Below are 22,935 nucleotides of genomic sequence, written 5' to 3'. Positions count from 1 at the left end.
GGAAAGAGTAGGCGCAGCGGTTGCGGAACAGTTTTAGCTGCTGTTCTGAGGAAAGTCCGGACTCCCGAAAGACCAAACTTGCTGGGTAACGCCCAGTGCGGGCGACCGTGAGGATAGTGCCACAGAAACATACCGCCGATGAATGAGGAGCGAGGAGGAGCCAGTGCGGTGCGGGGGTGTCCCCCGTTGTAGCAACTGGCGTCGAGGAGTGAGGAGCGAGGTACAAATTAAACCCTAACCCCTAACTCCTAACCCCTCTTAAAGGTAAGGGTGCAAAGGTGCGGTAAGAGCGCACCAGCAGCGTCGAGAGGCGCTGGCTCGGTAAACCCCAGTTGGGAGCAAGGTCGGAGGAACTATGGTTGGTCTTTTACCAGTTCCGTTATTGGAGAACCGCTAGAGGCGTCTGGTAACAGGCGTCCCAGATAGATAACCGCACTTCGCTAGCAACATTGTTGTTAGGAAGCAACAGAACCCGGCTTATGTCTTGCTCTTTCCCCTCCTGCTCTTGAGTTAGAAACTATATATTTACTAAGGATACGAAGAAGGGAAGATGGGAAAATATAAATAATCAGTAGAGAATTGATTGATAGCTTCTTGTTTTTCGCCTGATTTATTCCCTCAACGCTGCAGCCTACTTCCTCCAATGAGCTTAAGTTATCCACGTCGTCAAAAACAATTACAAAATCTTGTCCAAAAACTAGGGCTATCAGCACAAGCGCCATTAAAATGGCGTCTTTTAGATTTAGCATTAACTCATCCTAGTGTTTCCGCGCAGGCAAACTACGAACAGTTAGAATTTATTGGAGATGCAGTGGTGCGACTTGTTGCTGCTGAAGTTCTGTGGGAAACGTATCCTGAGTGTCCTGTAGGAGAGTTTGCGGCAGTTCGTTCAGTTTTAGTGAGCGATCGCATTTTAGCCACTTTAGCTGACGAATATGACTTAGGATTGTACTTGTTAGTTGCGGGTAGTGCGACAGGAGACAAAGCAGGAGAAGAATCGCGTTTAGCTGATGCTTTTGAAGCAGTTTTAGGAGCTTTATATCTCAGCACTCATAATTTAGAGTTGGTACGCCCTTGGCTAGATCTTCATTTCAAACAGCTAGCAGCTCAAATTCGTTCTGATCCAGCTCGACTCAACTATAAAGCTGCTTTGCAAGAATGGACGCAAGCCTACTATAAAGTTTTACCAGAGTATCGCGTACAGGAAATCAATCATCGCGGTAATATTCACGATCGGTTTACTGCTCAAGTGTGGCTGCAAGGGCGAGAACTAGGGCAAGGTACAGGGAGATCAATTAAAGCAGCAGAACAAGCTGCTGCGCAAGCTGCTTTTTTAGCACTTAGTAGCCAAGAAACCGAAATGGTTAAGAGCTAGTAGGATGCGAGTGTTCAAATATTCGTGATTCTTCAACAACATGATGTGAGTGAAACGGTGATAAATCCATCACAGGCATAGTAATGGCAACCGTTGTTCCTTTACCAGTGCCAGCACTATACAAGATAATACTTCCCCCCATTAACTCAATTAAATTGCGCGAAATGGCAAGTCCTAAACCAGTTCCGCCGAACTTGCGTGTTGTTGTCCCATCCACCATAACAAAGGGGCGAAAAAGTTTATGCTGTAGTGTCGGATCGATACCTACTCCAGTGTCTTCTACAGTGATTGTTACGCGTGATTGACTACTAGATGATAGTTCCGCAACTGACTCTAGTCGAGTGCTGATTGTAATACTGCCTTGCTCTGTGAACTTAATTGCATTCCCAATAACGTTGAGTAATACTTGCTTAAGCTTCGCTGGATCTGCTTGCACAGGAATTGGTTCCATTCCTTGAGGTACAACAAGCTGTAAGCCTTTTTGTTGAATATGAACTGTTTGTAAATTAATGACTTCTTTGAGGAGTTGCCGTAAATCAGTTGGTTCCAAAATCACGGAGAGTTTACCCGCCTCAATTTTGGCGACGTCAAGGACATCATTAATAATACTCAGTAAGTGGATTGCGGCTTCATCAGCTCTGAGCAAAAACTCCATTTCTTCTTCACGGTCATCGCAGCAACCATCGCGAACAAGGCGAATACAACCGATAATGGCATTCAGCGGCGTTCTTAGTTCGTGAGATGTCGTAGCTAAAAACTCACTTTTGAGCTGATTAGCTGCTTGGGCTTCTTCCCATGCTGTTTCAATTTCTTCTGCAGATGCAGTCAATCGCTCTACCATTCGTTCTAAAGCTTCTGCAAGTTGTTGAAATTCCCGAATTCTGAAATTGTGGGGTACTCGTTCTACAACATGATGGCTTTGGAGATTTAAGGCATAGTCGCGTAATCTTTCTAATGGTCGCGCTAAATCGCGAGCTAAATAGCGTGTTGCAAGTAAGCTCGCACCAAGTAACCCGACTGTCAGAACAATCAGAATAATTTTAATTTCGCGTAGACCGTATAGCGCATTGTCTAGAGGAGTGATGGCTAAGATTGTCCATGACTGGTTTGTTTCGTTTGCAATTGGGCTAGAAATTGCACTGTAGCCAGCCAAAAATTTTGTACCATTATTTGTGAAAGAGACATTTTGTATATCTTGACGCCCAGCGATCGCATTTTCCACAATTCTTTGCAGTCGTTGAGCATCAGGTTCTTGCTGAATATTTCGTCCCACACACTCTGCGAGCGGATGTGCCAAGATTGTGCCATTCTGAGCAATGACAACGGTATAACCTGTTAATGAACCACGCCCCGTCCGTTCTTGTTCTAAAGTTGCTTGAATGCTCAAGGCGTAGCGAGGTTGACCTATGGGAGTGTAGACAGGAGTAGATAAGCGTAGATGCAGTTGACCGCGTGTATTATGACTATCTAGTGGTAGTTTCTGAGATTCAGTAGGCACTGAAGGTAACAATACACTGACACTAACCAGGTTAGTACTCGTAGGCAATTGCACTTGTGTTTCCGGTAGCGAAGCATCCGTATTAGCCCAAGTATTTCCACAGGTACTTGCAACTTGTTTTTGAGTTTTTGACTCTACCAGGCGCACACACTGAACGTAATCTGGAAGTTGCCCTGCCAATTGATTAAGATACTGCTGCCCTTGCGTTGCTGTTCCTGCTTGTAGAATCTGTGTTTGGCTAGCAATAATTGAGATAGCTTTTAGAGCGGCGATCGCATCTTCAATACTCTCGCTCTTTTTGATTGCGCTTTCAGTAAGATTGTGGCGTGCAGTTTCCAATAAAATAGAGCGTGCTTTCCGATAAGCGACAGCCTCGCCAATTAAGAGAACTGGTACACTCAATAATAAAATTCTCGACAATAAAATGCGGCGAAACGAAGATTGACCTGGCTTAGCCATAATGATTCTCACTGGGAAGGAAAACCCAACAGCGTAATAGCAATAATTACCTACTTACAGACCGCTAAACAAAACGTGTTTTTATGAATAGTAAAAACATCGTTCTGTGGAGAAAAGCATTTTTACCTCACACCAGATGTTTTATCCCATATATTGGCTAAAGTACAATGCTTTACATTATGACGTCTAATCCTAAGTCAGCTTTTGCTATACCATCAGGTTACAGAGTATTTTTATTAATTGATGTATAAATAATAACCTGTATCTCTGCAATCAGTATGGAATTTCATCATACTGACTGTTACAACTAACGTATTAGCAAAATAGCAGCACAAGCAAGCGATCGCACTTGCGCAAGCAGTTCTTAAGTAAGTAGAAGTCATGGCGGATAGCAATCAAAAAAGACCTCAAACTACTGTAGTTTTAGCAATGAGTGCAGATGGCAAAATCGCGGATGTGAAGCGATCTCCTGCCCGTTTTTCCTCCTTAGTCGATCAAGCACATTTAGAAAAACAACTGGCTGCGGCGGATGCTGTACTATTTGGTGCCGGAACTCTACGGACTTATGGCACTACAATGAGTGTTTCTGATCCCCAGCTTTTACAACAACGCTTACAGCAAAATTTACCACCACAGCCATTGCAAATTGTAGCTTCCTTGTCAGCTGAAATTGATCCTCAAATGCGTTTTTTTCGCCAAGACGTCAACCGCTGGTTACTCACTACAACTCCTGGTGCTAGACACTGGCACGAAGGTGTCGAATTTGCACGGATATTGGTCTGCGAAGCACCTGCTGCAAACGGAATTGATTGGGTTAGTGCTTTACAACAACTTGCTAGCTTAGGGATATCACGCTTAGCAGTGATCGGTGGCGGTGAATTAGTCGCTTCTCTGATTGCAGACGATTTGATCGATGAATTTTGGCTCACTGTCTGTCCGCTCATTTTAGGTGGCGCTGATGCTCCTACTCCTGTAGAGGGAACAGGATTTGTTTCAGAGCAGTTAGCTCCTCGTCTCAAGCTACTCTCAGCGGAAGTCGTCAACCAAGAGGTCTTTTTACACTATCGGCGGCAGCGTGTAGAAGATTAGATTACCCTATTTAGGAGGGGTTCAAGCTCAGGAGTCGGGGATTCGAGGAGACTTGAGATGTGGAACTCGATTCACCACTGACTACTCACCCCTAACAACCCTTAGTCCCTAGCCTCTCATTTGACAATGGTGGAACAACTTAAACCTCGCTATTCTGTTGCCTGGATTAATCATATTGCTGAAGTTCCTCAGACTGAATGGGATACTCTGGCAATGCCGCTTGCGACACCATTTTTTGAATGGGAATGGCTGCACACTCTTGAAAGTTCGGGTAGTGCTGTTGCCCAAGCGGGTTGGTTGCCCAATCATTTAACAGTGTGGCGCGATCGCTCTCTCATTGCCACCGCACCACTATATTTGAAAAGTCATAGCTACGGTGAATTTGTCTTCGATCATCAATGGGCAGATTTAGCTCAACGAATCGGCGTGCGATATTATCCAAAACTCTTGGGAATGTCACCATTTACACCAGCAACAGGTTATCGCTTTTTAATCGCTCCAGGAGAAGATGAAGACGAAATTACTGAGTTGATGGTGCACGCAATTGATACTTTTTGTGCTAAAAACCGCATTTCCAGTTGTCATTTTCTTTACGTCGATCCCCAATGGCAAAGTGTGCTAGAACGGCATGGTTTCACGACTTGGATTAACCATAGTTATGTCTGGCAAAATCAAGGTTTTCAAACTTTTGATGATTATTTAGCAGTGTTCAATGCAAATCAACGACGGAATATCAAACGCGAACGTAAAGCTGTAGCAACCAATGGCTTACGACTGCAACCACTCACGGCAGATGAAATTCCAAAATCGATGTTTCCGTTGATGTACAACTTTTATGCGGATACTTGCGACAAGTTTGGCTGGTGGGGTAGCAAGTACCTAACAAAAAAGTTTTTTGAGCAATTACACTCAAATTATCGGCACCGAGTTGTGTTTTTTGCGGCGTATAGCGATCGCGATCCGTGTCAACCATTAGGGATGTCTTTTTGTTTAACCAAGGGCGATCGCTTGTATGGACGTTATTGGGGAAGTTTCCAAGAAATTGATTGCTTGCACTTTGATGCTTGCTACTACGCGCCAATCGAGTGGGCAATTTCTCACAATATTCAAATCTTTGACCCTGGTGCGGGGGGACGCCACAAAAAACGTCGCGGTTTCCCAGCAAGTCCAAATTACAGTTTGCACCGCTTTTATAATCGTCGTCTAGAGCAAATTTTGTCTTCTTATATCCGTGAAGCAAATCAATGGGAGATGCAAGAAATTGCAGCAATCAATGCGGAATTGCCTTACAGTCAAAAAGTTTAAGTATCAACTGGAAAAATTATTTAGCTGACTGCAAGAAGTCTATTCTACATAAATCAACAACTTTCCAAGCAAACAAATTTGAGTACTGGTATTAAGAGGCTATTGATAGTAGTTTTTGTTAGAGTTTTCCAAAAACTATTGATTAATTCAATACCGATAGGTCATGCTTAAAGTGATTCAAGAAAATCTGCCAGCAGGATCTGATTTGATGCTTGGCGAGATGCAAATTCCTTAACGAAAAAATACAAATTTAACAATTTTTAATAATTAAAGTTGTAGAAAATGAAATGAACTAATCCTGCTCAATATTACAACCATTTCTGTTATTGTAATTCCATCCCTTTCTTTCACAGTTAGTGATAGCATTTCTATGACGCCTCATCAACAAGATATTTGAATAGGTCATCAATGACAGCATGGGCGGTGAGGATACTACTACCAATCCAATAACTAGGCACTTCATAAACCCGATTGTGTTGAACACCTTTAAGTTTTTTCCAGAGTGGATCAGTTCTTAGTTTGGCAATTTCAGCTTTCACATCTTGCTGAACTTGCCCTGTTTCGTTACTCCATAAAAAAATCACGTCACCATCAGCTAAATGTAGACTTTCTTTAGAAATATCTAGCGTTCCCGCCTGAGTTTGTGTAGGCGGGCGTGTTAACCCAGCATCTTTGATAATTGAGCCAATAAATGTGTCGCTGGTGTAAATTGAGATAGTGTTGAGATAAATCCGAACGATAGAGACTTCAAGCTGCTGAAGGTTATTACCCAGTTGAGCTTTGAAGTCGTTTAAGCGAGCGTAATAGTTTGCCATTAATTCGTTAGCGACATCCGTTTTACCCAAGGCATCGGCGTTTTGCATCAGAATTTCTTTCCATTGCCCGCTCGTTTTAAAATTGAGTAAAACAGTGGGAGCTATTTGCGTTAGCTGGCGATAAGCGGCTTTAGAATTAAGCTCAAGACCTAAAATCAAGTCAGGCTTTAAGGCGAGAATTTTCTCTAGGCTAGGTTGGCTATGATCGCCAGCATTCTCAATACCGGATAGGCGAACGCGTAGATATTCGCGCTTTTCTAGCCAATCTGGAGAAATTGCAAACCCGACAGGCTGGACTCCAAGTGCTAAGACATTCTCAAGCGAGAAAGGATCGAGCGTGACAACACGTTGAGGATTAAGCGGTACACAAGTTTTGCCCACTGCGTGTTGTACTATCCGACAGTTTGAGGAAGCTGTATCTGCGGTGTTTAGACCATTTGCCTGATTTCCAGGTTGAAATGAATTAATCCCACACGATGCAGTTAATAAAAATGTCAGGAGTCCCAGTGCAATTTGTCGGATGATAGGTCTTGTGCGTTGCACTTTGAGCGTCAGCATTTTAAATTTATGCCTTTTGGTTTACATCAGCCTAAAACTCGACTGCTATTGATCCCAAAACTGTGAAGGGAGCGCCAGGATTGCTTGTTCTCCCAAAACCGGCATTTTGGATGTAATCAACGTCAAAAATATTTTTAAAATTGATTGCCGCCCGCCAGCTATCCCTGCGATAGAAAATACTAGCATCAGTGCGAACGTAGCTCGGAATTTCATAGTCATTTTCTAAGTTTCCAGAGCGATCGCCTGCAAAAAATAGCCCCACGCCAAATCCTAAACCCTGTAAATCGCCCCTTTGAATTTCATAGCTTGTCCACAGGCTGGCGGCGTTGCGAGGGACATCGGCTAATTGATTGCCTTCTAGTGAACTTCCACCATCTTCAGTGACTTCAGCATCCGTATGCGCATAAGACGCAATAATGTTCCAACCAGGCGAAATCTCACCAATCACATCCAACTCAATTCCTCGGCTGCGTTGCTCTCCGATGGCAATGCTGAAATCGATATTGTTGGGATCGGTCACGGCAATATTGCGCTTAGTTAGGTTATAGGCAGCTAGATTTGCGGTTAATCTCCCGTCAAACAATTCGCCTCGCATACCAACCTCATACTGAGTTCCGCGTTCTGGTGATAGCAAATCACCCTCGACGGTTGTGCCTGAATTGGGTGTAAACGATTGGCTGAAACTGGCATACAAAGACAATGGTTCGAGCGGTTGATAGACAATGCCCAGGCGCGGGGTAAAAGCTTGCTCTTGCTGTTCTGACTCTTCACCGTTGAAACTAGAATTTTGGTTGATAATGTCAAACCGTCCGCCAAGCAAAAATTTCAAACTATTGGTAACTGTAATTTGATCCTGGAGATAGATGCCCAAATTATCTATTTTGTCCTCAAATCGAAATATATCTGTCAGGTCATCCCGACTGGGGCGATCGCCCAGCCCGTATTCTGGAGCAAAAATGTTAATTGGAGGCGGCGGCTCAATTGGTTCAATTGAGGAACGATTATCAAAAGTATCCGTTAATCGAAATAAATCAACTCCAACTAACAACGTATGTTCGAGCGCACCTGTTGAAAATTGCCCCTGAATACTCGTTTGCAGCGCATAGTTCCAAAATGATGATTCATTATCACTCCAGTCAGAACGGGTCAATTCCCCCGTTGCCTCGTCAAGCGTATCGACTCTCGCAAAGCGAAAAGAGTTGTCGGTAGTAAAGAAGCGCACGCCATTGCGCAGCGTCCAATTTTCGTCGAGTTGATGGTTAAGCCGCAACGCCGCACTAAATTCTTCAAGTCTCACTACATCATCTGGTTCGCCCAAAATGCGATCAAAGGGAATATCCGCAATTCCATCACCAAAGGCAATGATTCCGCGATCAAACGGGCGTTCATCGCGTAAATATTCGAGTTCAAAAATCAAATCAGTGCGATCGCTAACCTGCCAACTCAATACAGGCGCAACAAAGATGCGCTCGATGTCTTGGTCAAAATCGCGAAAATCGTCTGACCGTTCATACGCAGCATTCAGGCGATAGCGTAAAGTGCGATCGGTGTTCAATGGTCCTGTCAAATCAATACTAGGGCGAATGGTTCCAAAGCTTCCGGCTTGTAATTCAAACGAATAGCGCGGTTCGGCTAAGGGCACCTTCGTGACTAGATTAACAATGCCACCTGGTTCGAGGTTGCCATACAGCACTGAGGCGGGTCCTTTGAGAATTTCAACTCGCTCTAAGTTGGCAGTTTCTCTAAATGCGCGAAAGTTGCTGCGCTCCAAAAATCCGTTACGGAGAACATCGGTTGTAAAAAATCCACGAATAACATATGTTTCGCGTGAATTGCCAAAACTATTCCCTTCACCGATACCACTGACGTTGCGTAATGCGTCTCTGACACGAATAATTTGTTGCTCTTCCAAAACCTGTTGCGGAACTACTTGAATTGACTGCGGAATGTCGCGCAAAGGCGTATCTGTCCGAGTTGCAGTCGCTGCATTGTCTACTACATATCCTTCTTGCTGTTGCCCCGTCACCACGATTTGAATTTCATCTTCTGCCGCTTCCGTTCTAGGAACCGCTAACACTAATCCCGATGGTGCCACGCTCAAATTGGCAGTTGGCGGAGCATCAACTCCTGTAATCACTACCCGAACGCGGTTATTTGGCAAAGTTGTTACACTCACCAGCGCAATCCCCTCCACCGGATTCACCTGCTGAAAGACATTATTATCTGGCAATGCCAGCACTGCATTGGGAATATCGGCAATCAAAGCATTTCCTACTATTGATGTGGTAGGAGTCTCTAAAGGTTCAGATGTTTCTAGGGTGATTTCTAGCCCCACATCAGTTGCAATGACCTGCACTCCTGTCACCTGCACCTGTGATTGGTCAATTTGAGCTATCCACTCATCTACTGTAGTTGCGGGTTGCTCAATATCGTTGATGTGGAGGATTTCTGTAGTTAAGGAATACTGGTCATTATTTGTCTTGCGTTTTGTTTCAGCGATCGCTGATTCTGCCAAAACATGGGGGGCGACGAGCAGGGAAATACCCGAAAAAATCACGATTTGCACCAGTCGATTCACCATAACTCCACACACCTGGAACGATATTAGAGCTAGCGCTGCTTTGCTTGCTAACTCAAATTGATAAAAATATTTCTCAAATAGATTATCAGAGTGTGAAGTTAGGTAGGCGATCGCAATGTCTCCTAGACGGAATATTTTTGTGAACTAGAGGGAATTTTTACTCGAACTGATCCTGAAGTGAGCTATCTATGTCTTTTTCGGTAGGCTCCAGGCGTGCAGCCAAACTTTTGACAAAATGCCTTAGTAAAGTAGTTGCGAGCAAATCCTATAGACTGCGCAACTTGTGCGACTGTCATTTCTCCACTAGCTAAAAATTGTTTAGCTTGTTCCAGTCGATAGTGATGCAAATAGCTAAATGCCGTAGTGCCAAATACCTGACGAAAGCCTCGCTTCAGGGTACATTCATTCAACCCAACTTGCTGTGCGAGTTGCTTCAAAGACGGCGGATTGTTTAACCGCTGCAACAAAATGGCTTTAGCTTGATGAATCCGTTCAATATCATCAGGTTTCAGGCAGGTAGGGGTTTGTTTGCTTTGTTGAGTTTCTACTTCCTGTTCCAGCAACAGTGCCATCAGTTCCCAAACTTTGCCTTCGAGAAACATTCGCTGGGTAAATCCCTGATAAGGACAGTGCAAAATTCGCTGCAAAGCACTCTGCATTGCTTGTGTTGCCTGACCTGGACGGACGTAGTATTTTTGATTGGGATTACCAATCAAGTGTTGCAAAGCCTCAGGAACTTGTTCAGTTGTGTTTCCTACAAATGATTGAAACACCTCCGGCTCGATATGAACGCTCACCCACATACTTCGCTGTTTCGCAAATTGTTTCCAACACTCTCCAGGTGCAACACCACTACCATAAAGATGGTAAGGAATCGTATTAGCCGAGTTTTGATAACCATCTGCGATATTGAATGTGTATTCCAGAGGATGTTCAAAATCAGAAGACTCGCTGATGATATCGTCGTGAAGCTGATAGTTGGCGATCGCCAAGTCTAACCCATCTCGCAAGCTAATCTCGCGCACAAAGCCCTGACCAAACCGCGATGGATACCTCCAAATGATGTCATGACCAACAAAATTCCCGCTTTTCTGATCGAGGAGCGCTAATGAAGGATCGCTTTCCTGTATTTCTTGAAATAACTCCCGATACGCTTGCTCCGAGATCGTTATGGTCATTGGCTTGAGTCAAATCAGCAGTCGAGTGTTGATGCTTCAAAATAGTAGCTTAATTGATAATATTTCTCAACGGTTTGGTAAAATCTGTATCGACTTCAATAATTTGTGCTAAATCCGAAAAAAAAGAGCGATCGCATTTCTAGCGCTGCGCTTCGTGCAATCGCGATAAAACACAAGAAACATGACAAGTCCCCCTTGAAGACACGCGTGTTAAGTTTGTACTCCTGTCAGAAGAATTACACTGGTTATAGGGTAAAAGTAAAGCAGTTAACACACGATGAACCAAACGATTGAATCTTTAGCAGCAATCGATAACAAACTTTCACAGCGTCATATTGACCTTGACCCATCAGGATACTTCATTATCTATTTGGATCGCGAAGCTCAATCCATTTGTGCTAAACATTTTACAAATATCATTGACGAGCGCGGTTTAGCTGTTGATCCCGAAACAGGTAAAGTTATTCCAGCACGTGGTAAGGTTGAACGAACTCATACTACAGTTTACTCTGGTAGAACTGCAAAAGAACTTTGCGTCAAAATCTTTGAGCAAACTCAGCCCTGTCCAGTGACTCTATTGGACCATGCGGCTTATCTTGGGCGCGAGTTTGTCCGAGCTGAGAATGCTTTAATATCTGGGCAAGAATATATTCAGGACTAACTATCTGACATATAAGTAGTAAGTTGCCATAGGAATAACTGTTGCAGCAAGTAATAAACCAATAACCCAAATCGTCGCGTTGTTCGTGTCAGTTTCGTCTTTTGCTTTAAACGTACCTTCGACACTGACTGTTTGAGCAATTTGTGGCGGTCCTGGATCTTCTTTTCCTGACAAAATGGCAACCAAGCGATCGCTCGCGTCTAAGAAGGCTTGATTGTATTTTTCACCTTCGCGGAGCGGTGCTGGCACAGTTTCTGTCACCACACTTTGAGCCGTATCATCAGATAACAATGTCTTGACTTTGTCCCCAGTACGGATTGCAGTGTTATTTGTCAGCGTGTCGATTGCCAGTAGAGTTTGATTGGCTTGCGCTTCTGGTGTCGGGAACCATTTGGCGAACAACTTTTGTGTAAAGCTATCAATGGTTTCACCATAGTCGAGGCGACGAACTGTGACTAATCTAACTTCATTACCTGTCTCTTGCGCTAGATCTTCCAAAGCGTCACCAATTTTGCCTTCATTAATTCGGCTGATGACTTCAGCTTGATCGATCACCCAGTTGCGATCGCCTGCGGTTACTTGTGGCATTTGATACACGCCAGTCGCATTGACAGGTGCTATCCCTAGTGTCAATGAGAGTAACAGCACTATGAGTAGCACAACCAAGTGTGATAAGTAGTTTATTGAACTAAAAAATTGATTGAGGAGTTTCATCGGAACAAACCCGATAGACGACGAATAAAAAAGCAATTAGCTGTTAGCCTTTAGCTTGTGAGAAAACCGACATACACTAAATTTAAACGCAGCAAGTTATCCATTTACGAGTTCACATGTTTTGTTTAAGCTATTCACCAACTACCAATTGCTTTCATCTCAAAATACTACCGCAACAGAAGGGGTTAGGGGACGCGCTTCGCAGACCTTCGGTTCACAGGTCAGAAGTCAGAGGTTAAAAACTCACTAACTGCTCCATGAATTTAATTTCTGAGATTTCTAACAAATTAGGAAAAAACTCAGTCAAAAATTGTTGAAAAACTGCAAATGTAACAAGTCAACAAAACGTTAATATTAAATTTTCCACCCTTAAAAACAATAATCTCCCTAACCTCTGTTATATATCCCTACCAAATGACTTTAGTTCTCACAAATGATGACGGGATTGACGCCCCTGGAATTCGAGCGTTACTTAAAGCAGTGAATGGTCAAGGAGTTTTAGTTGCTCCCAAAGCACATCTTTCTGGTTGTGGTCATCAAGTTACGACAACTCAACCAATTCATATCGAGCAAAGATCTCAAACCGAATATGCGATCGCCGGAACTCCAGCAGACTGCGTACGTGTTGCCTTATCACATTTATTTTGTGATGTCAAGGCTGTCTTGTCGGGAATTAATGCTGGAGGAAATATGGGGGCAGACACTTACATCTCTGGAACAGTCGCTGCAGTTAGGGAAGCAGCGTTTCATCAAGTTCCAGGTATTGCGATTTCTCATTATCGTAAAGGAAAAAAAAATGTTGAATGGGATGTTGCAGCCCGTTGGACAGCTCATGTTTTAGCAGATTTGCTACAGCGCCCTTGGGTATCAGGAACTTTTTGGAATGTGAATTTGCCTCACTTAGAGCCAGGAGAACCCGATCCAGAGGTCGTATTTTGTGGACCATGCAAGCAACCACTACCATTAAAATATCGTGTTGAGGGAGAAAATTTATTTTATGTAGGAGAATATGCTATGCGCGATCGCACTCCTGGAAGCGACGTTGATGTTTGTTTCTCAGGACGCATCGCTGTGACTCAGATCAAACTTTAATTCCAAGCTCTTTATTCAAATGCAAATCCACAGCAAGCCGCTCGCAAAATCAATTTATGGATGACCAATACACCTCTCACAAACCTGTCAATCCATCAATCTACTCGGCACCTTTTTTTCGAGGAATGCCTACAATAGCTGTGGAAAAAGCGACTGCTCATCTTGTTACGCGGACACATCCAGCAAATCAAGTTATTTTACTAGAAAATGACTGGGGCAATTCAGTTTATTTTATTCTCGAGGGTTGGGTAAAAATCCGGACTTACAATCTCGATGGCAAGGAAGTCACGCTTAACATCTTAGGTAAAGCAGAGATCTTTGGTGAAATGGCTGCTTTGGATGAAGCCCCCCGCTCAACAGATGCAATTACACTGACTCCTACTATTATTGGCAGTATGCCCGCACACGATTTTGTTGCTTTAATTCAAACCGAACCTTTGGCAGGAATTCGATTATCACAACTAATGGCACGACGCTTGCGGCAAGTTAATCGCCGCTTACGACTGCGGGAGTCTGACAGTGTTTCACGCGTTGCCGATACTCTATTATTTTTGGCAGAAGGACAAGGAATACAAGATGAAACAGGAATCCAAATTCCTAACTTACCGCATCGAGAATTAAGTAGTTTGAGTGGTTTGGCACGAGAAACAGTGACAAGAGTACTCACAAAATTAGAAAAAAAAGGGTTAATCCTGCGTCAACAACAAATACTCTCTATTCCGAGTCTAAAAGCACTAGAACGATTGATAATGTAGGGATCAGAGGCTACGGTTCAGAGGTCAGAAAATAAGCTTGATCCTTAATCTCTAATCCCCAATTCCTTTTGAATAGAGTTATGGTTATCTTTTTATAAGAAATTACATGAGTGATTCTGTCAGTCGCAACGAGGAAAATGCTTTACCACATACAGAAGTATCTGTGAGTCAACCATTAGCAGCCCGAAGCAATTCTGCTCCTTTAAAAATGGTAGAAACTGCATTTCTCGCTAGTGCCGCAAGCTTAATTTGGTTTATCAATTACTACATATCGCTAGGACCACTTTTACGAATCTTCTTCCCTGTACCTATTGCACTAGTTTACCTGCGATGGGGAGCTAGGGCGGCATGGATGGCAACTGGAGTTTCAGGATTGCTGCTATCGGTACTTTTAGGGCCAACTCGCGGTATTTTATACATTATGCCGTTTGCTTTGATGGGGGTATTGCTTGGTGCGGCATGGCATCGTCGCGCTCCTTGGGTCGTTTCAATCGTCCTAGGTGCGTTATTAGGGACAATTGGTTTCTTCTTTCGATTTTGGATATTATCGGTTTTATCAGGTGAAGATCTTTGGGTATATACAATTACCCAAGTGACAAGATTTGCAGAATGGGCATTTTTGCGATTAGGAATACTAGTTCAACCGAGTGTTTTATTAATTGAAGCAGGCGCGATCGCCCTTGTATTTGTTCAAAATATCGTTTACTTATTTGTCGTCCACCTAGCAGCCTGGTTCCTTCTTGATCGTTTAGGCAATTCAATTCCGCGTCCGCCACAATGGGTGCAAGTTTTAATGGATTATGAAGAGTAGCTAACCGCTGATTGCTAATTGCTAATTATTATTCATGATTCATGTTTACACCCAAGAAGAGCAAGGTAAAGAGTGGCTGCGGCGGTATCGTGGTTGTTCTCCTGTACTAGCTTGTGTTTTAGGTTTTACTGAAACGGGATTAATTTCAGGGATTTCTGCTGCTGGCAGTACTCCACAAGCGCGGAAATATACTGCGATCGCAGATGCAGAATTTCTATTTAATGGTCCCCAGCCTCAGCCGCAATATCCTTTACCGCCGCTACAAGCAGGTGCTTCTCCCGTCTTTATTTCGCGTGCTGTTGCAGAAGCACTTGCATTACCAATTTATCTTTTTAATGCTGGATTACCTTACCTCCCTAGCGTACCGACGATCGATTTAGGTGGTACTGTCGCCAAATGTTTAAGTCAAGGCTGTGCGTTGGAACTAGCAACAGTTAAACATCTATGGGAACAAGGCGTGTACTGGGGCGAACAACTAGCACGTCACTCGCAGGACTATGTTATTTTGGGCGAGTGCGTCGTCGGCGGCACAACAACAGCACTTGCAGTTTTGACAGGATTGGGTATTGCCGCAGCTGGAAAAGTGAACAGTAGTCACCCCATTTGCAATCACGAACAGAAGTTGGCACTGGTTCAATTAGGGTTACAACGTGCCCAACTCACAGACGAAATATCGCTGCAAGATCCTCTAGCACTAATCGCCGCAGTGGGCGATCCGATGCAAATTGCGGTAGCTGGGATGGCGATCGCACTGAGTCGTTCTAAAGGTGTGCTTCTTGCTGGTGGTACACAAATGCTGGCTGTATACGCCTTGATGCAAGCATTAGCCGAAACGTTTAAGATCTCGTGGCAGCCTGAAGAAGTCGTTGTCGGAACTACTCGTTGGGTTGCAGAAGATCCTACTGGGAATACCGTTGAGTTAGCACAACTTATTGGCAGAGTCTCTTTGCTTGCTACAGAACTAAGTTTTAAAAATTCTCGATATCCTCAACTACAGGTTTATGAACAGGGTTATGTCAAGGAAGGTGTCGCAGCTGGCGGTTGCTGCATTGCTGCTTGCTTAACTCAAAATTGGAACCAAATTCAACTTTTACAGATAATCGAAGCTTTACTAGACCGTTACTCAACAACCTTCAGCTGTTAGCGATTAGTAATTAGCGTTAGTTTTAGTGAATTCTTTGTGCTAGTAGTTGCTCTTCCAAAGCTGCAATTCGATTGTATGCAGCTGTTAGCTGTGCTGTCAGGCGCTGAATTTGAATTTCTGGTGCAAGTTCCTTCTCACCACTTTGACGCTGATTGTCGAGACTGTTACTGTCTTCTAGCACGTCTTTGTGTCCCATTGTTGATTTTGAAGCTTTATATCCCTGGCTTGGGTAACGGACTTCTATGTTGTGTAGAGAATGCTGTGTTTCTTGTGTAGGAGCTAAGCGACACTCTGACAATGCTTCAGAAACTCTACCGTTGAGTGCTTCAATTGCTTGATATAACGTATCGACTTTGTGGCTTAAGGTAACGACTTGTTTTTGTAACGGTTCCATAAAATTAACTGCCTCATTGCCCGAAGGAATATATCTCTCTATGCTAGGCAACAAAATAGCAAAGTTAACGCTACTTATGAAACATTTAACTTTTGATAATGTTGATTTTGAAGCGATACATTAATCTGTGATTCTCAATAGAAATAAATATCAGCATAAAGCAGTAACTTCTTGATTTATGTAGATCGGTAAATTTTTCAGCAAATTCAGTCGATAAAATCCTGATAAATGCTGATTTTTATGGATTTATGCAATATAAATATTTGCTGTTAGGTAAGTAAAATTTTAAGAAGCGATCGCCTCAATGAATAAGCCTAATTAGTAATAATACTCACGCTATTAGAATATCAACCCAGATAGCACAGTTTATAAAAGTAAATCTTCCAGCTATGGGCTATTGAGGGAAAATAGATAGGCAGCAATATATTTAAGAAATAATGCTTAGTTTCCCAGAATTTTTTACTGCTTGTAGCGGGAAATGGACTACAGAACGCACTTATCATTCAATGCCACAAGGCAGTATAGAACGGTCTTATACTGAGTATCAAGTAGAACCCATTACATCAGCAGATAAGCAGCGGATTTTAACATTATCAGCTCAAGCAGGGATAAAACTAGCAGTACAATTAGCGACAATGCAACAAGAAAACTTACCAGGATTTGCGATTTCATTTGATACTCGCTCAGAAACTGGTGAAACTGTGTCGATGAGTTTACAAGCTTTATTTGTGTCAGATGCGTACATTTCGGCTGAAAGCACAGCAATTAAGCTACCATCTCCTGTAGCTGCGCAAGTTGTTACAGAACGCCAAGGAGAGGTGATTCAAGGATTTTATTTGCGAGATGAAGGTTATTCTGAAGCGGGAACAGCAGTAGGGCGATTTACATATCAATCTACACGTCAAACCTTAGAGATGACAACTTACTACCGACGCTCAGTCGCAGTTGATCAGATGCGCATGGTAGCGCCGAACTTGCGCTTGCGTACAATTGTAACTTACCAACGACCTGACAATGTTGATGAAATACCCACGACAATCGATTTGGTAGGCTTTGGTGTAGAGCAGCGCAGCGTGTAACAATTCAATTATGGATCGACGGACTTTTTTATTCGGGACAGGGACTTTAGCACTGTCACAGATGTTATCAGGGTGTAATGCACAGGCAAGTGAGACTCTGCAAGTGCAATTTTTGCGTGGTTCAATACCACCTATTATTGTTGATCGATTTCATCAGCAGATACAGCAAAATCCACAAGTAAAGTTTACACCTGTTGCTCAATTAGAAGAGATATTTGACCAATTACAAGCTTGGCACGAGCAAGCCAATCAGACACCGCAGTCGCGATCGCTTCCCTTTTTGACTCAGCAATCTCAGTCACCGAATCCTGCTGCCTTAATTACTTTGGGAGACTACTGGTTAACAGCAGCCATTGAACAGCAACTGATTCAACCTTTAGATATTACTCAACTGCAAAATTGGAATGCTTTACCGCGTCGCTGGCAAGAATTAGTCAGACGCAATCAGCAAGGTGTACCTGATGCCCAAGGACAAATATGGGCAGCGCCTTATCGGTGGGGTAGTACAGTCATTCTCTACAACAGAGATAAATTTAATTCTTTGGGTTGGACGCCGACTGATTGGAGTGATTTATGGCGTCCTGAACTGCGATCGCGAATTTCTGTCATCGATCAGTCGCGGGAAATCATTGGTTTAACACTGAAAAAATTAGGTCAATCTTATAATGCGCAAAACCTTGATGAAATCCCAAACTTAGAACAGCAACTGCAAGCTTTACATCAACAAGTGCGACTATACAGTTCTAATCGATATATTGAGCCGTTAATTATCGGTGATACTTGGGTAGCAGTTGGGTGGTCAACTGATGTCTTACCGGTAATGCAGCGCTATCGCGAAATTGCGGCAGTTGTTCCTCAATCTGGAACAGCACTATGGGCAGATTTGTGGGTCAATCCAGTTAATGCAGTTTTACCAACTTTAGCTTCACAATGGATCGATTTTTGTTGGCAGCCCCAAATTGCAAAGCAAATTTCGTTACGAAGTAATGGAACTTCACCTATTGCCACAGAATTATCAGGAAATACGCATCGAGAGCAAATCAGACTTACTAATGCTCAATTGCAACGCAGTGAGTTTTTGCTACCACTTACTGCTAGCGTACAGCAACAATATGATGCTCTGTGGCAAACAATCAGAACATAGATCATTTCTATAGAACCCTTATAGAATCTATCGCTTAGCTTGTCTCTAGTGAAGACTTCAAGAAAAATGTAGAAATTTTTTTGAGGTGAGTGCATCCAATTCGTTGTTGGCGACGTACTAGAGTCGTTCAAACCAATTCACTACGACAAAGAGAAGTTGATGGAGGGGTAATGATTAATCGATTGGGTAAAGCTGCAGTAGTAGTACTTTTAGCCGCAGGTTTTCAGGTTTCTGCTTTTGCCCCAGCGCTGAGTAGACCAGCGTACAAAATCATTGGGCTAAAGACCGATAATACATTAGTTACGTATGAATACAATTCTCGCCGTTCTAATCAGACCAAAATTCAAGGAGTGGACGGAAACGTTTTAGGAATAGACATCCGCCCTGCGAATGGTCAACTTTACGCAATTACAGACACTGATAAGATATACACAATCAATAGTGACACTGGTGTTGCTAAGTTGGTAAGCACTTTATCAGTAAGCTTTAGTGGCGGCTTTCAATCCGGCGTTGATTTCAATCCAGTTGCTGACAGATTGAGATTGGTGGCAAACAATGGTGAGAATTTTAGAATCAACGTTGATACTGGAGAAGTCGTCGTCGATCAACCGCTTAATTACAATCCCCCTCAAGCAATAGGAGTAACTGCTTCTGCATATACTAACTCTAGACCAGGAGTTAGCAGTACCACACTTTATAATTTAGATTATGATTCTGATTCTTTAGTTCTTCAGAATCCACCCAATGATGGTGTTTTAACGACAGTAGGATCGCTAGGTTTTAACCTACCACCAATTGCAGGATTTGACATTGTGACTACTCGTAATGGAGAGAATGTCGGATTTATTGCTGCGGCTAGATCTTTGTATACCGTAGATCTATCAACAGGAAGAGCTACTTTTATAGGGAACTTCCGTAAAGGTAATTTAATTGGTATTGCTGCTACCATCACTTCCAGAGGTAGATAGCAAATTTTAACCTGAAGTTGTCACTAAGAAAAAATTCTCAAAAGCAACGCAATCAAATTCCAACTTTTTTAAGGATGACTATATTAGTTCATCTCTTGATGATGGAAGTGAGAAAAAATTGTAATTTGAGACTTCAGATGCATCGTCTACAAAAGTAAAAGTGAGTTGCAAATATTGCTAGATGATGCATTTTAAGAGGTGCAGTAGTACAACAACAGTTTATCGAAATAATACAATATTTGAGCTATAAGCCTTATAAGGAAAAAGTTTTCTGATAAAAATTTATTGTGTTTAAGGGACAGTAATACTATCTTGATGTCTTACTGGTTTACTAATTACTACACAAACAGAATAAAGTATTGAACTCCTTTATAGGGCTTTTAGCTTGATTATCAATCTAGATTTGCATAGCAAAGTATAGCTCATTAATTGAACCTGATGTTAGCGCTGACTCAGTGTTTAATAATCAATTCCGGCTTGCTGTGAGAAATATGGTGAAAAAACATGAGTTTATAAGAAGAAAGCTTGTTAGGTAAATTTGAGTGCGCCGTGGATAGGGAAGATAGCTATTCCACATCTGACGTTTGATTGAATTAATCTATTAAATGTTAATTGCTTTCTAAACAAGACTTCCTCATGCTGAGAAGTTCCTCATGAAGTCAGGCAAGAACACAATTAATGATTCACTATTTACGCAGTGTAAAAACTAGGTTGTTGAAAGCACCATTCTAGATAAGAGGTTTCTAATGCCTAGTAAACGTAGTAAGCAGAAAAATGTACAGCGGTTTTATTGCCCTAAATGCGATCGCCGATTGTGGCGCGTAGGCAGCCTCAAGTACTTTTTATCTCATACAGGAGTATTAGAAAACCAAAGATGTGTAAAAATATCTCACCAAGGAGCATTACTGGTAACTACTAAAGAGGTATGTGTGGATGGTAACTCCTGGATTGAAGAATTTGTTTGTGGCGAGCATGGTACGCTTTGGATGAAGCTTGACAAACAAGCTGATGGTTCACTTAGCACTTCACTAGCAACAACTAATGATTGGCGACTTACAAACTACACACTTCAACCAGAAACATCTAATCTATCAATCGATCTGTAGGTGAATATGCCTATTGGACAAGCCTTTCCATTTCAATTCGATTTAGATGAGATTAATCGTACAATCACCTCATACAGTACACCTTCTTAGTAGGTACAATGCCTTCTGAGCAACCTGGCAACACTGAAAAATTAATCCAAACAGATGTAGAACTATATCGCGCACTACAAGCTGGTCAGGATGTTGCTTTAGGCATTCTTTACGATCGCCATGCTGGATTAGTTTATGGAATAGCACTCAAAATCCTTGGTCATCCACAAGAAGCAGAAGATCTCACTCAGGATGTTTTTCTCAAGCTTGCTCAATCGTCTTCTTACGATCCAAGTCGAGGATCATTAAGAACATTCTTGGCAATTTTGACACGCTCGCGAGCCATTGATCGAGTGCGATCGCGTAGTAAAGCCCGCGAGTTTTTTGGACAGTGGAGAGACAGTGAAGCAGAGCATGTTACTGATTCTCTTTTTGAACAAGTTTTTCGTAGCGAACAGTCTCAGGAGGTACAAGCAGCACTCTCCCAGTTATCAGACACTCAACAGCAAATTCTGCACATGGCTTACTATGATGGTCTTAGCCAATCAGAAATTGCCAAGCAACTAGAAATTCCTCTAGGTACTGTGAAAGCTAGAGCGCGGCGGGGACTTCTCAAACTGCGTCAAACTCTCACGGATTACATTAGATAGCCCCAACTATGGTTTGGTCGATGCCGTCAGAACAGTTACAGTTACTAATTGCTGGGTACGTCCTTGGCGATCTGAGTCCAGAGGAAATAGAAGAGTTTGAGCAACTTTTGGCAAATGACCCTGCAATCGCTCAAGAAGTTGCCCAGATGCAAAAGGCATTAGAAATATCATATGCTCCTCCTGAAGTAGCACCTCCAAGTCATCTACGTGCAGCCATCTTGGAGGCGAATAAGCAGCAAGATAAACCCTTGCGCCCACAGTCACAGCGTTCGTTTTCTTGGATTCAAGCAATGGGAGTTGCAGCAGCAGTGTTAGTTGCTGCGTTAGGGATTAGTAACTATCGCCTGTGGCAAACTCTACACGCTTTACAAACTGAGGTTCAACAAACTGAACCTTTAACTTTTGTTCTTCAAGCTCAAGATCCAAATGTCTCTGCGTCGGCTACCCTGACAGTCGATCCCAGTACTCTAGAAGCTGAGCTAAACGCTCAAAACTTGCCTACACTACCACCTGGAAAAGTTTATGCCCTGTGGACAGTTTTACAACAAGGTGCGCCCTTTACAACTGATGACAAAGACGCAGTATTAACGGCAGTATTTGCAGTGGATGCTAATGGAAATGCTTCAGAAAATATTGAGGTGCCTCAAGTCTATCGCAATAAAGCCTTGGTTACAGCAGTTGCTATCACCGTAGAAGATGCTAGCGCTCCTCAAAGACACGAAGGAGCACCAGTCTTGATTGTGAAAGTGTAAAATCTAACACTAGAAGTTATATTCTCTCCGGTTAAACAACCAGACTATCGGTAGAGTAGTTAGTGGTTAGTTACTAGTCACTAGTTACCTTTACTCACCATCTTCATCATCACTAATTAACCGGATTTGATATTAGTTAACACTTCTGTTATGTCTACTCTGCTTCTGTATCTAGTTGCAGCATAGTACCATTTTGACTTTCACCTAATCGCCGCAATCCCGATCTTCCTGTCGTGCTGAGATAGTCAATTTGGCATTGGGGAGTTGCGGTAAACTCGCAAGTATATGTTGCTAATAGCTCTTGTCGATAGTTAAATACCCGAATGTTGTAACCATAATCTCTCCCTACTGTACCAAAGTGATTCACAAACTCATAACGTTGTAGATAGTCAAGTGCATTCCAAAGACGGCGGTTGACAATCAAGTCAATGCGTCCAGCATTGGTACCATCAGCAGGATATGCAATCCAATTGTCTAAGAGTTGACTTGCAAACTGTTCTCTTGCCCACCATAAACTGGGAACAGTCAGATCGCTTTGAGAAATTGTGTTTGCTGTGATGACGTATCTACTACTTAAAGGCGCACCTGGTTCTAACAAGCTTAATTCCAATGGCTCTGTCGAAGGCTGTGGTATTGCTTGCACGGTTGATGATGGTAATGGAACGAGCCAAGTAACAATGCTTAGACTCATTAAGAGAAGCGATCGCATTTTAAGATAGTTTCATTCGTAGCTTCCTGGCGACTTATTGTAGTCTAAAATTCCAGATTTCTCATTGA

At 42.8% G+C, this 22,935-nt stretch carries 21 protein-coding genes and 1 other RNA gene; 15 read left to right on the top strand and 7 right to left on the bottom strand.

Features of this window, described 5'->3' with window-relative positions; translation table 11 throughout:
- Window positions 1-4: 4 nt before the first annotated feature.
- Window positions 5-495: RNase P RNA component class A (gene rnpB / locus IQ230_RS06785), an RNA gene on the top strand.
- Window positions 496-643: 148 nt separating this feature from the next.
- Window positions 644-1,375 (top strand): ribonuclease III, encoded by a 732-nt coding sequence (rnc, locus tag IQ230_RS06780; protein WP_193931277.1) that lies wholly within the window; start codon window positions 644-646, stop codon window positions 1,373-1,375.
- Here rnc and IQ230_RS06775 read toward each other — a convergent pair.
- Window positions 1,365-3,332, bottom strand: coding sequence for a sensor histidine kinase (locus tag IQ230_RS06775; RefSeq protein ID WP_193931276.1), 1,968 nt, complete (start codon window positions 3,330-3,332; stop codon window positions 1,365-1,367). The two genes, rnc and IQ230_RS06775, sit on opposite strands and share 11 nt — an antisense overlap.
- Window positions 3,333-3,713: 381 nt before the next feature.
- Here IQ230_RS06775 and IQ230_RS06770 point away from each other — a divergent pair, with 381 nt between their 5' ends.
- Together IQ230_RS06770 and IQ230_RS06765 are read left to right on the top strand one after the other, a co-directional pair.
- Window positions 3,714-4,421, top strand: a complete 708-nt coding sequence (locus IQ230_RS06770; RefSeq protein WP_193931275.1) for a RibD family protein — start codon at window positions 3,714-3,716, stop codon at window positions 4,419-4,421.
- A 126-nt stretch (window positions 4,422-4,547) separates the two neighbouring features.
- Window positions 4,548-5,726 (top strand): GNAT family N-acetyltransferase, encoded by a 1,179-nt coding sequence (locus IQ230_RS06765; protein ID WP_193931274.1) that lies wholly within the window; start codon window positions 4,548-4,550, stop codon window positions 5,724-5,726.
- 368 nt (window positions 5,727-6,094) lie between these two features.
- Here the strand turns inward: IQ230_RS06765 and IQ230_RS06760 are convergent, their stop codons facing one another.
- The 3 genes from IQ230_RS06760 to IQ230_RS06750 form a co-directional block, all read right to left on the bottom strand.
- A complete protein-coding gene (locus IQ230_RS06760; RefSeq protein ID WP_193931273.1) occupies window positions 6,095-7,099 on the bottom strand; it encodes an ABC transporter substrate-binding protein in 1,005 nt (334 codons plus the stop codon).
- Between the two features lie 31 nt (window positions 7,100-7,130).
- Complete coding sequence (locus IQ230_RS06755) at window positions 7,131-9,680, bottom strand: TonB-dependent receptor (RefSeq protein ID WP_228054645.1); 2,550 nt, start codon at window positions 9,678-9,680, stop codon at window positions 7,131-7,133.
- 182 nt (window positions 9,681-9,862) lie between these two features.
- The gene (locus IQ230_RS06750) at window positions 9,863-10,858 is read right to left on the bottom strand and encodes a helix-turn-helix domain-containing protein (RefSeq protein ID WP_193931271.1); all 996 of its coding nucleotides are present in this window, start codon (window positions 10,856-10,858) and stop codon (window positions 9,863-9,865) included.
- Window positions 10,859-11,135: 277 nt separating this feature from the next.
- On the opposite strand from IQ230_RS06750, the gene IQ230_RS06745 reads away from it, so the two are divergent.
- A complete protein-coding gene (locus tag IQ230_RS06745) occupies window positions 11,136-11,519 on the top strand; it encodes a DUF4346 domain-containing protein (protein WP_193931270.1) in 384 nt (127 codons plus the stop codon).
- Here IQ230_RS06745 and psb32 read toward each other — a convergent pair whose 3' ends face one another.
- On the bottom strand, window positions 11,520-12,167 hold the full coding sequence (psb32, locus tag IQ230_RS06740) for a photosystem II repair protein Psb32 (RefSeq protein WP_322742302.1): 648 nt from the start codon (window positions 12,165-12,167) through the stop codon (window positions 11,520-11,522). It lies immediately after the preceding gene.
- Between the two features lie 480 nt (window positions 12,168-12,647).
- On the opposite strand from psb32, the gene surE reads away from it, so the two are divergent.
- The 4 genes from surE to cobT all read left to right on the top strand — a co-directional run bounded on the left by surE (window position 12,648) and on the right by cobT (window position 16,035).
- Window positions 12,648-13,325 carry a 5'/3'-nucleotidase SurE gene (gene surE, locus IQ230_RS06735; RefSeq protein WP_193931268.1) on the top strand — a complete coding sequence of 226 codons (678 nt, stop codon included), beginning with the start codon at window positions 12,648-12,650 and terminating at the stop codon, window positions 13,323-13,325.
- Between the two features lie 56 nt (window positions 13,326-13,381).
- Window positions 13,382-14,080: a Crp/Fnr family transcriptional regulator gene (locus IQ230_RS06730; RefSeq protein ID WP_193931267.1), complete on the top strand. Its 699-nt coding sequence runs from the start codon at window positions 13,382-13,384 to the stop codon at window positions 14,078-14,080.
- A gap of 106 nt (window positions 14,081-14,186) precedes the next feature.
- Entirely contained in the window at window positions 14,187-14,891 is a 705-nt protein-coding gene (locus IQ230_RS06725; protein ID WP_193931266.1) for a DUF2232 domain-containing protein, read from the top strand.
- Window positions 14,892-14,925: 34 nt separating this feature from the next.
- Entirely contained in the window at window positions 14,926-16,035 is a 1,110-nt protein-coding gene (cobT, locus tag IQ230_RS06720; protein WP_193931265.1) for a nicotinate mononucleotide-dependent phosphoribosyltransferase CobT, read from the top strand.
- A 22-nt stretch (window positions 16,036-16,057) separates the two neighbouring features.
- Here the strand turns inward: cobT and IQ230_RS06715 are convergent, their stop codons facing one another.
- Window positions 16,058-16,429, bottom strand: coding sequence for a hypothetical protein (locus IQ230_RS06715; protein WP_099699319.1), 372 nt, complete (start codon window positions 16,427-16,429; stop codon window positions 16,058-16,060).
- Window positions 16,430-16,866: 437 nt separating this feature from the next.
- Between IQ230_RS06715 and IQ230_RS06710 the strand changes: the two genes are divergently transcribed.
- From IQ230_RS06710 to IQ230_RS06685, 6 genes are all read left to right on the top strand, one after another.
- Window positions 16,867-17,508, top strand: a complete 642-nt coding sequence (locus IQ230_RS06710) for a phycobiliprotein lyase (protein ID WP_193931264.1) — start codon at window positions 16,867-16,869, stop codon at window positions 17,506-17,508.
- Window positions 17,509-17,518: 10 nt separating this feature from the next.
- Entirely contained in the window at window positions 17,519-18,652 is a 1,134-nt protein-coding gene (locus IQ230_RS06705) for an extracellular solute-binding protein (protein ID WP_193931263.1), read from the top strand.
- 89 nt (window positions 18,653-18,741) lie between these two features.
- The gene (locus IQ230_RS06700; protein ID WP_322742301.1) at window positions 18,742-19,620 is read left to right on the top strand and encodes a DUF4394 domain-containing protein; all 879 of its coding nucleotides are present in this window, start codon (window positions 18,742-18,744) and stop codon (window positions 19,618-19,620) included.
- A 746-nt stretch (window positions 19,621-20,366) separates the two neighbouring features.
- Window positions 20,367-20,726 carry a hypothetical protein gene (locus tag IQ230_RS06695; RefSeq protein WP_193931262.1) on the top strand — a complete coding sequence of 120 codons (360 nt, stop codon included), beginning with the start codon at window positions 20,367-20,369 and terminating at the stop codon, window positions 20,724-20,726.
- A 98-nt stretch (window positions 20,727-20,824) separates the two neighbouring features.
- Window positions 20,825-21,406 (top strand): sigma-70 family RNA polymerase sigma factor, encoded by a 582-nt coding sequence (locus IQ230_RS06690; protein WP_193931261.1) that lies wholly within the window; start codon window positions 20,825-20,827, stop codon window positions 21,404-21,406.
- An 8-nt stretch (window positions 21,407-21,414) separates the two neighbouring features.
- Window positions 21,415-22,158 (top strand): anti-sigma factor, encoded by a 744-nt coding sequence (locus IQ230_RS06685; RefSeq protein WP_193931260.1) that lies wholly within the window; start codon window positions 21,415-21,417, stop codon window positions 22,156-22,158.
- 154 nt (window positions 22,159-22,312) lie between these two features.
- Here IQ230_RS06685 and IQ230_RS06680 read toward each other — a convergent pair whose 3' ends face one another.
- Window positions 22,313-22,849, bottom strand: coding sequence for a hypothetical protein (locus tag IQ230_RS06680; RefSeq protein ID WP_228054644.1), 537 nt, complete (start codon window positions 22,847-22,849; stop codon window positions 22,313-22,315).
- Window positions 22,850-22,935 lie beyond the last annotated feature (86 nt).

Origin of the sequence: Gloeocapsopsis crepidinum LEGE 06123 (assembly GCF_015207655.1) — a bacterium.
In the GTDB taxonomy this organism is placed as follows: domain Bacteria; phylum Cyanobacteriota; class Cyanobacteriia; order Cyanobacteriales; family Chroococcidiopsidaceae; genus Gloeocapsopsis; species Gloeocapsopsis crepidinum.
The sequence above is the reverse complement of the archived record's forward strand: the minus strand, read 5'-3'. Positions and strand labels throughout refer to the sequence as shown.

What these genes read in the sequence shown, in the direction of transcription:
- IQ230_RS06750 (WP_193931271.1), bottom strand. Translation starts at nt 10,858, where the DNA reads ATGACCATAACGATCTCGGAGCAAGCGTATCGGGAGTTATTTCAAGAA.
- surE (WP_193931268.1), top strand. Translation starts at nt 12,648, where the DNA reads ATGACTTTAGTTCTCACAAATGATGACGGGATTGACGCCCCTGGAATT.
- rnc (WP_193931277.1), top strand. Translation starts at nt 644, where the DNA reads ATGAGCTTAAGTTATCCACGTCGTCAAAAACAATTACAAAATCTTGTC.
- IQ230_RS06710 (WP_193931264.1), top strand. Translation starts at nt 16,867, where the DNA reads ATGCTTAGTTTCCCAGAATTTTTTACTGCTTGTAGCGGGAAATGGACT.
- IQ230_RS06690 (WP_193931261.1), top strand. Translation starts at nt 20,825, where the DNA reads ATGCCTTCTGAGCAACCTGGCAACACTGAAAAATTAATCCAAACAGAT.
- IQ230_RS06680 (WP_228054644.1), bottom strand. Translation starts at nt 22,849, where the DNA reads ATGAGTCTAAGCATTGTTACTTGGCTCGTTCCATTACCATCATCAACC.
- IQ230_RS06765 (WP_193931274.1), top strand. Translation starts at nt 4,548, where the DNA reads ATGGTGGAACAACTTAAACCTCGCTATTCTGTTGCCTGGATTAATCAT.
- IQ230_RS06770 (WP_193931275.1), top strand. Translation starts at nt 3,714, where the DNA reads ATGGCGGATAGCAATCAAAAAAGACCTCAAACTACTGTAGTTTTAGCA.
- IQ230_RS06730 (WP_193931267.1), top strand. Translation starts at nt 13,382, where the DNA reads ATGGATGACCAATACACCTCTCACAAACCTGTCAATCCATCAATCTAC.
- IQ230_RS06715 (WP_099699319.1), bottom strand. Translation starts at nt 16,429, where the DNA reads ATGGAACCGTTACAAAAACAAGTCGTTACCTTAAGCCACAAAGTCGAT.
- IQ230_RS06755 (WP_228054645.1), bottom strand. Translation starts at nt 9,680, where the DNA reads ATGGTGAATCGACTGGTGCAAATCGTGATTTTTTCGGGTATTTCCCTG.
- IQ230_RS06745 (WP_193931270.1), top strand. Translation starts at nt 11,136, where the DNA reads ATGAACCAAACGATTGAATCTTTAGCAGCAATCGATAACAAACTTTCA.
- IQ230_RS06695 (WP_193931262.1), top strand. Translation starts at nt 20,367, where the DNA reads ATGCCTAGTAAACGTAGTAAGCAGAAAAATGTACAGCGGTTTTATTGC.
- IQ230_RS06760 (WP_193931273.1), bottom strand. Translation starts at nt 7,099, where the DNA reads ATGCTGACGCTCAAAGTGCAACGCACAAGACCTATCATCCGACAAATT.
- IQ230_RS06705 (WP_193931263.1), top strand. Translation starts at nt 17,519, where the DNA reads ATGGATCGACGGACTTTTTTATTCGGGACAGGGACTTTAGCACTGTCA.
- cobT (WP_193931265.1), top strand. Translation starts at nt 14,926, where the DNA reads ATGATTCATGTTTACACCCAAGAAGAGCAAGGTAAAGAGTGGCTGCGG.
- IQ230_RS06775 (WP_193931276.1), bottom strand. Translation starts at nt 3,332, where the DNA reads ATGGCTAAGCCAGGTCAATCTTCGTTTCGCCGCATTTTATTGTCGAGA.
- IQ230_RS06725 (WP_193931266.1), top strand. Translation starts at nt 14,187, where the DNA reads ATGAGTGATTCTGTCAGTCGCAACGAGGAAAATGCTTTACCACATACA.
- IQ230_RS06685 (WP_193931260.1), top strand. Translation starts at nt 21,415, where the DNA reads ATGGTTTGGTCGATGCCGTCAGAACAGTTACAGTTACTAATTGCTGGG.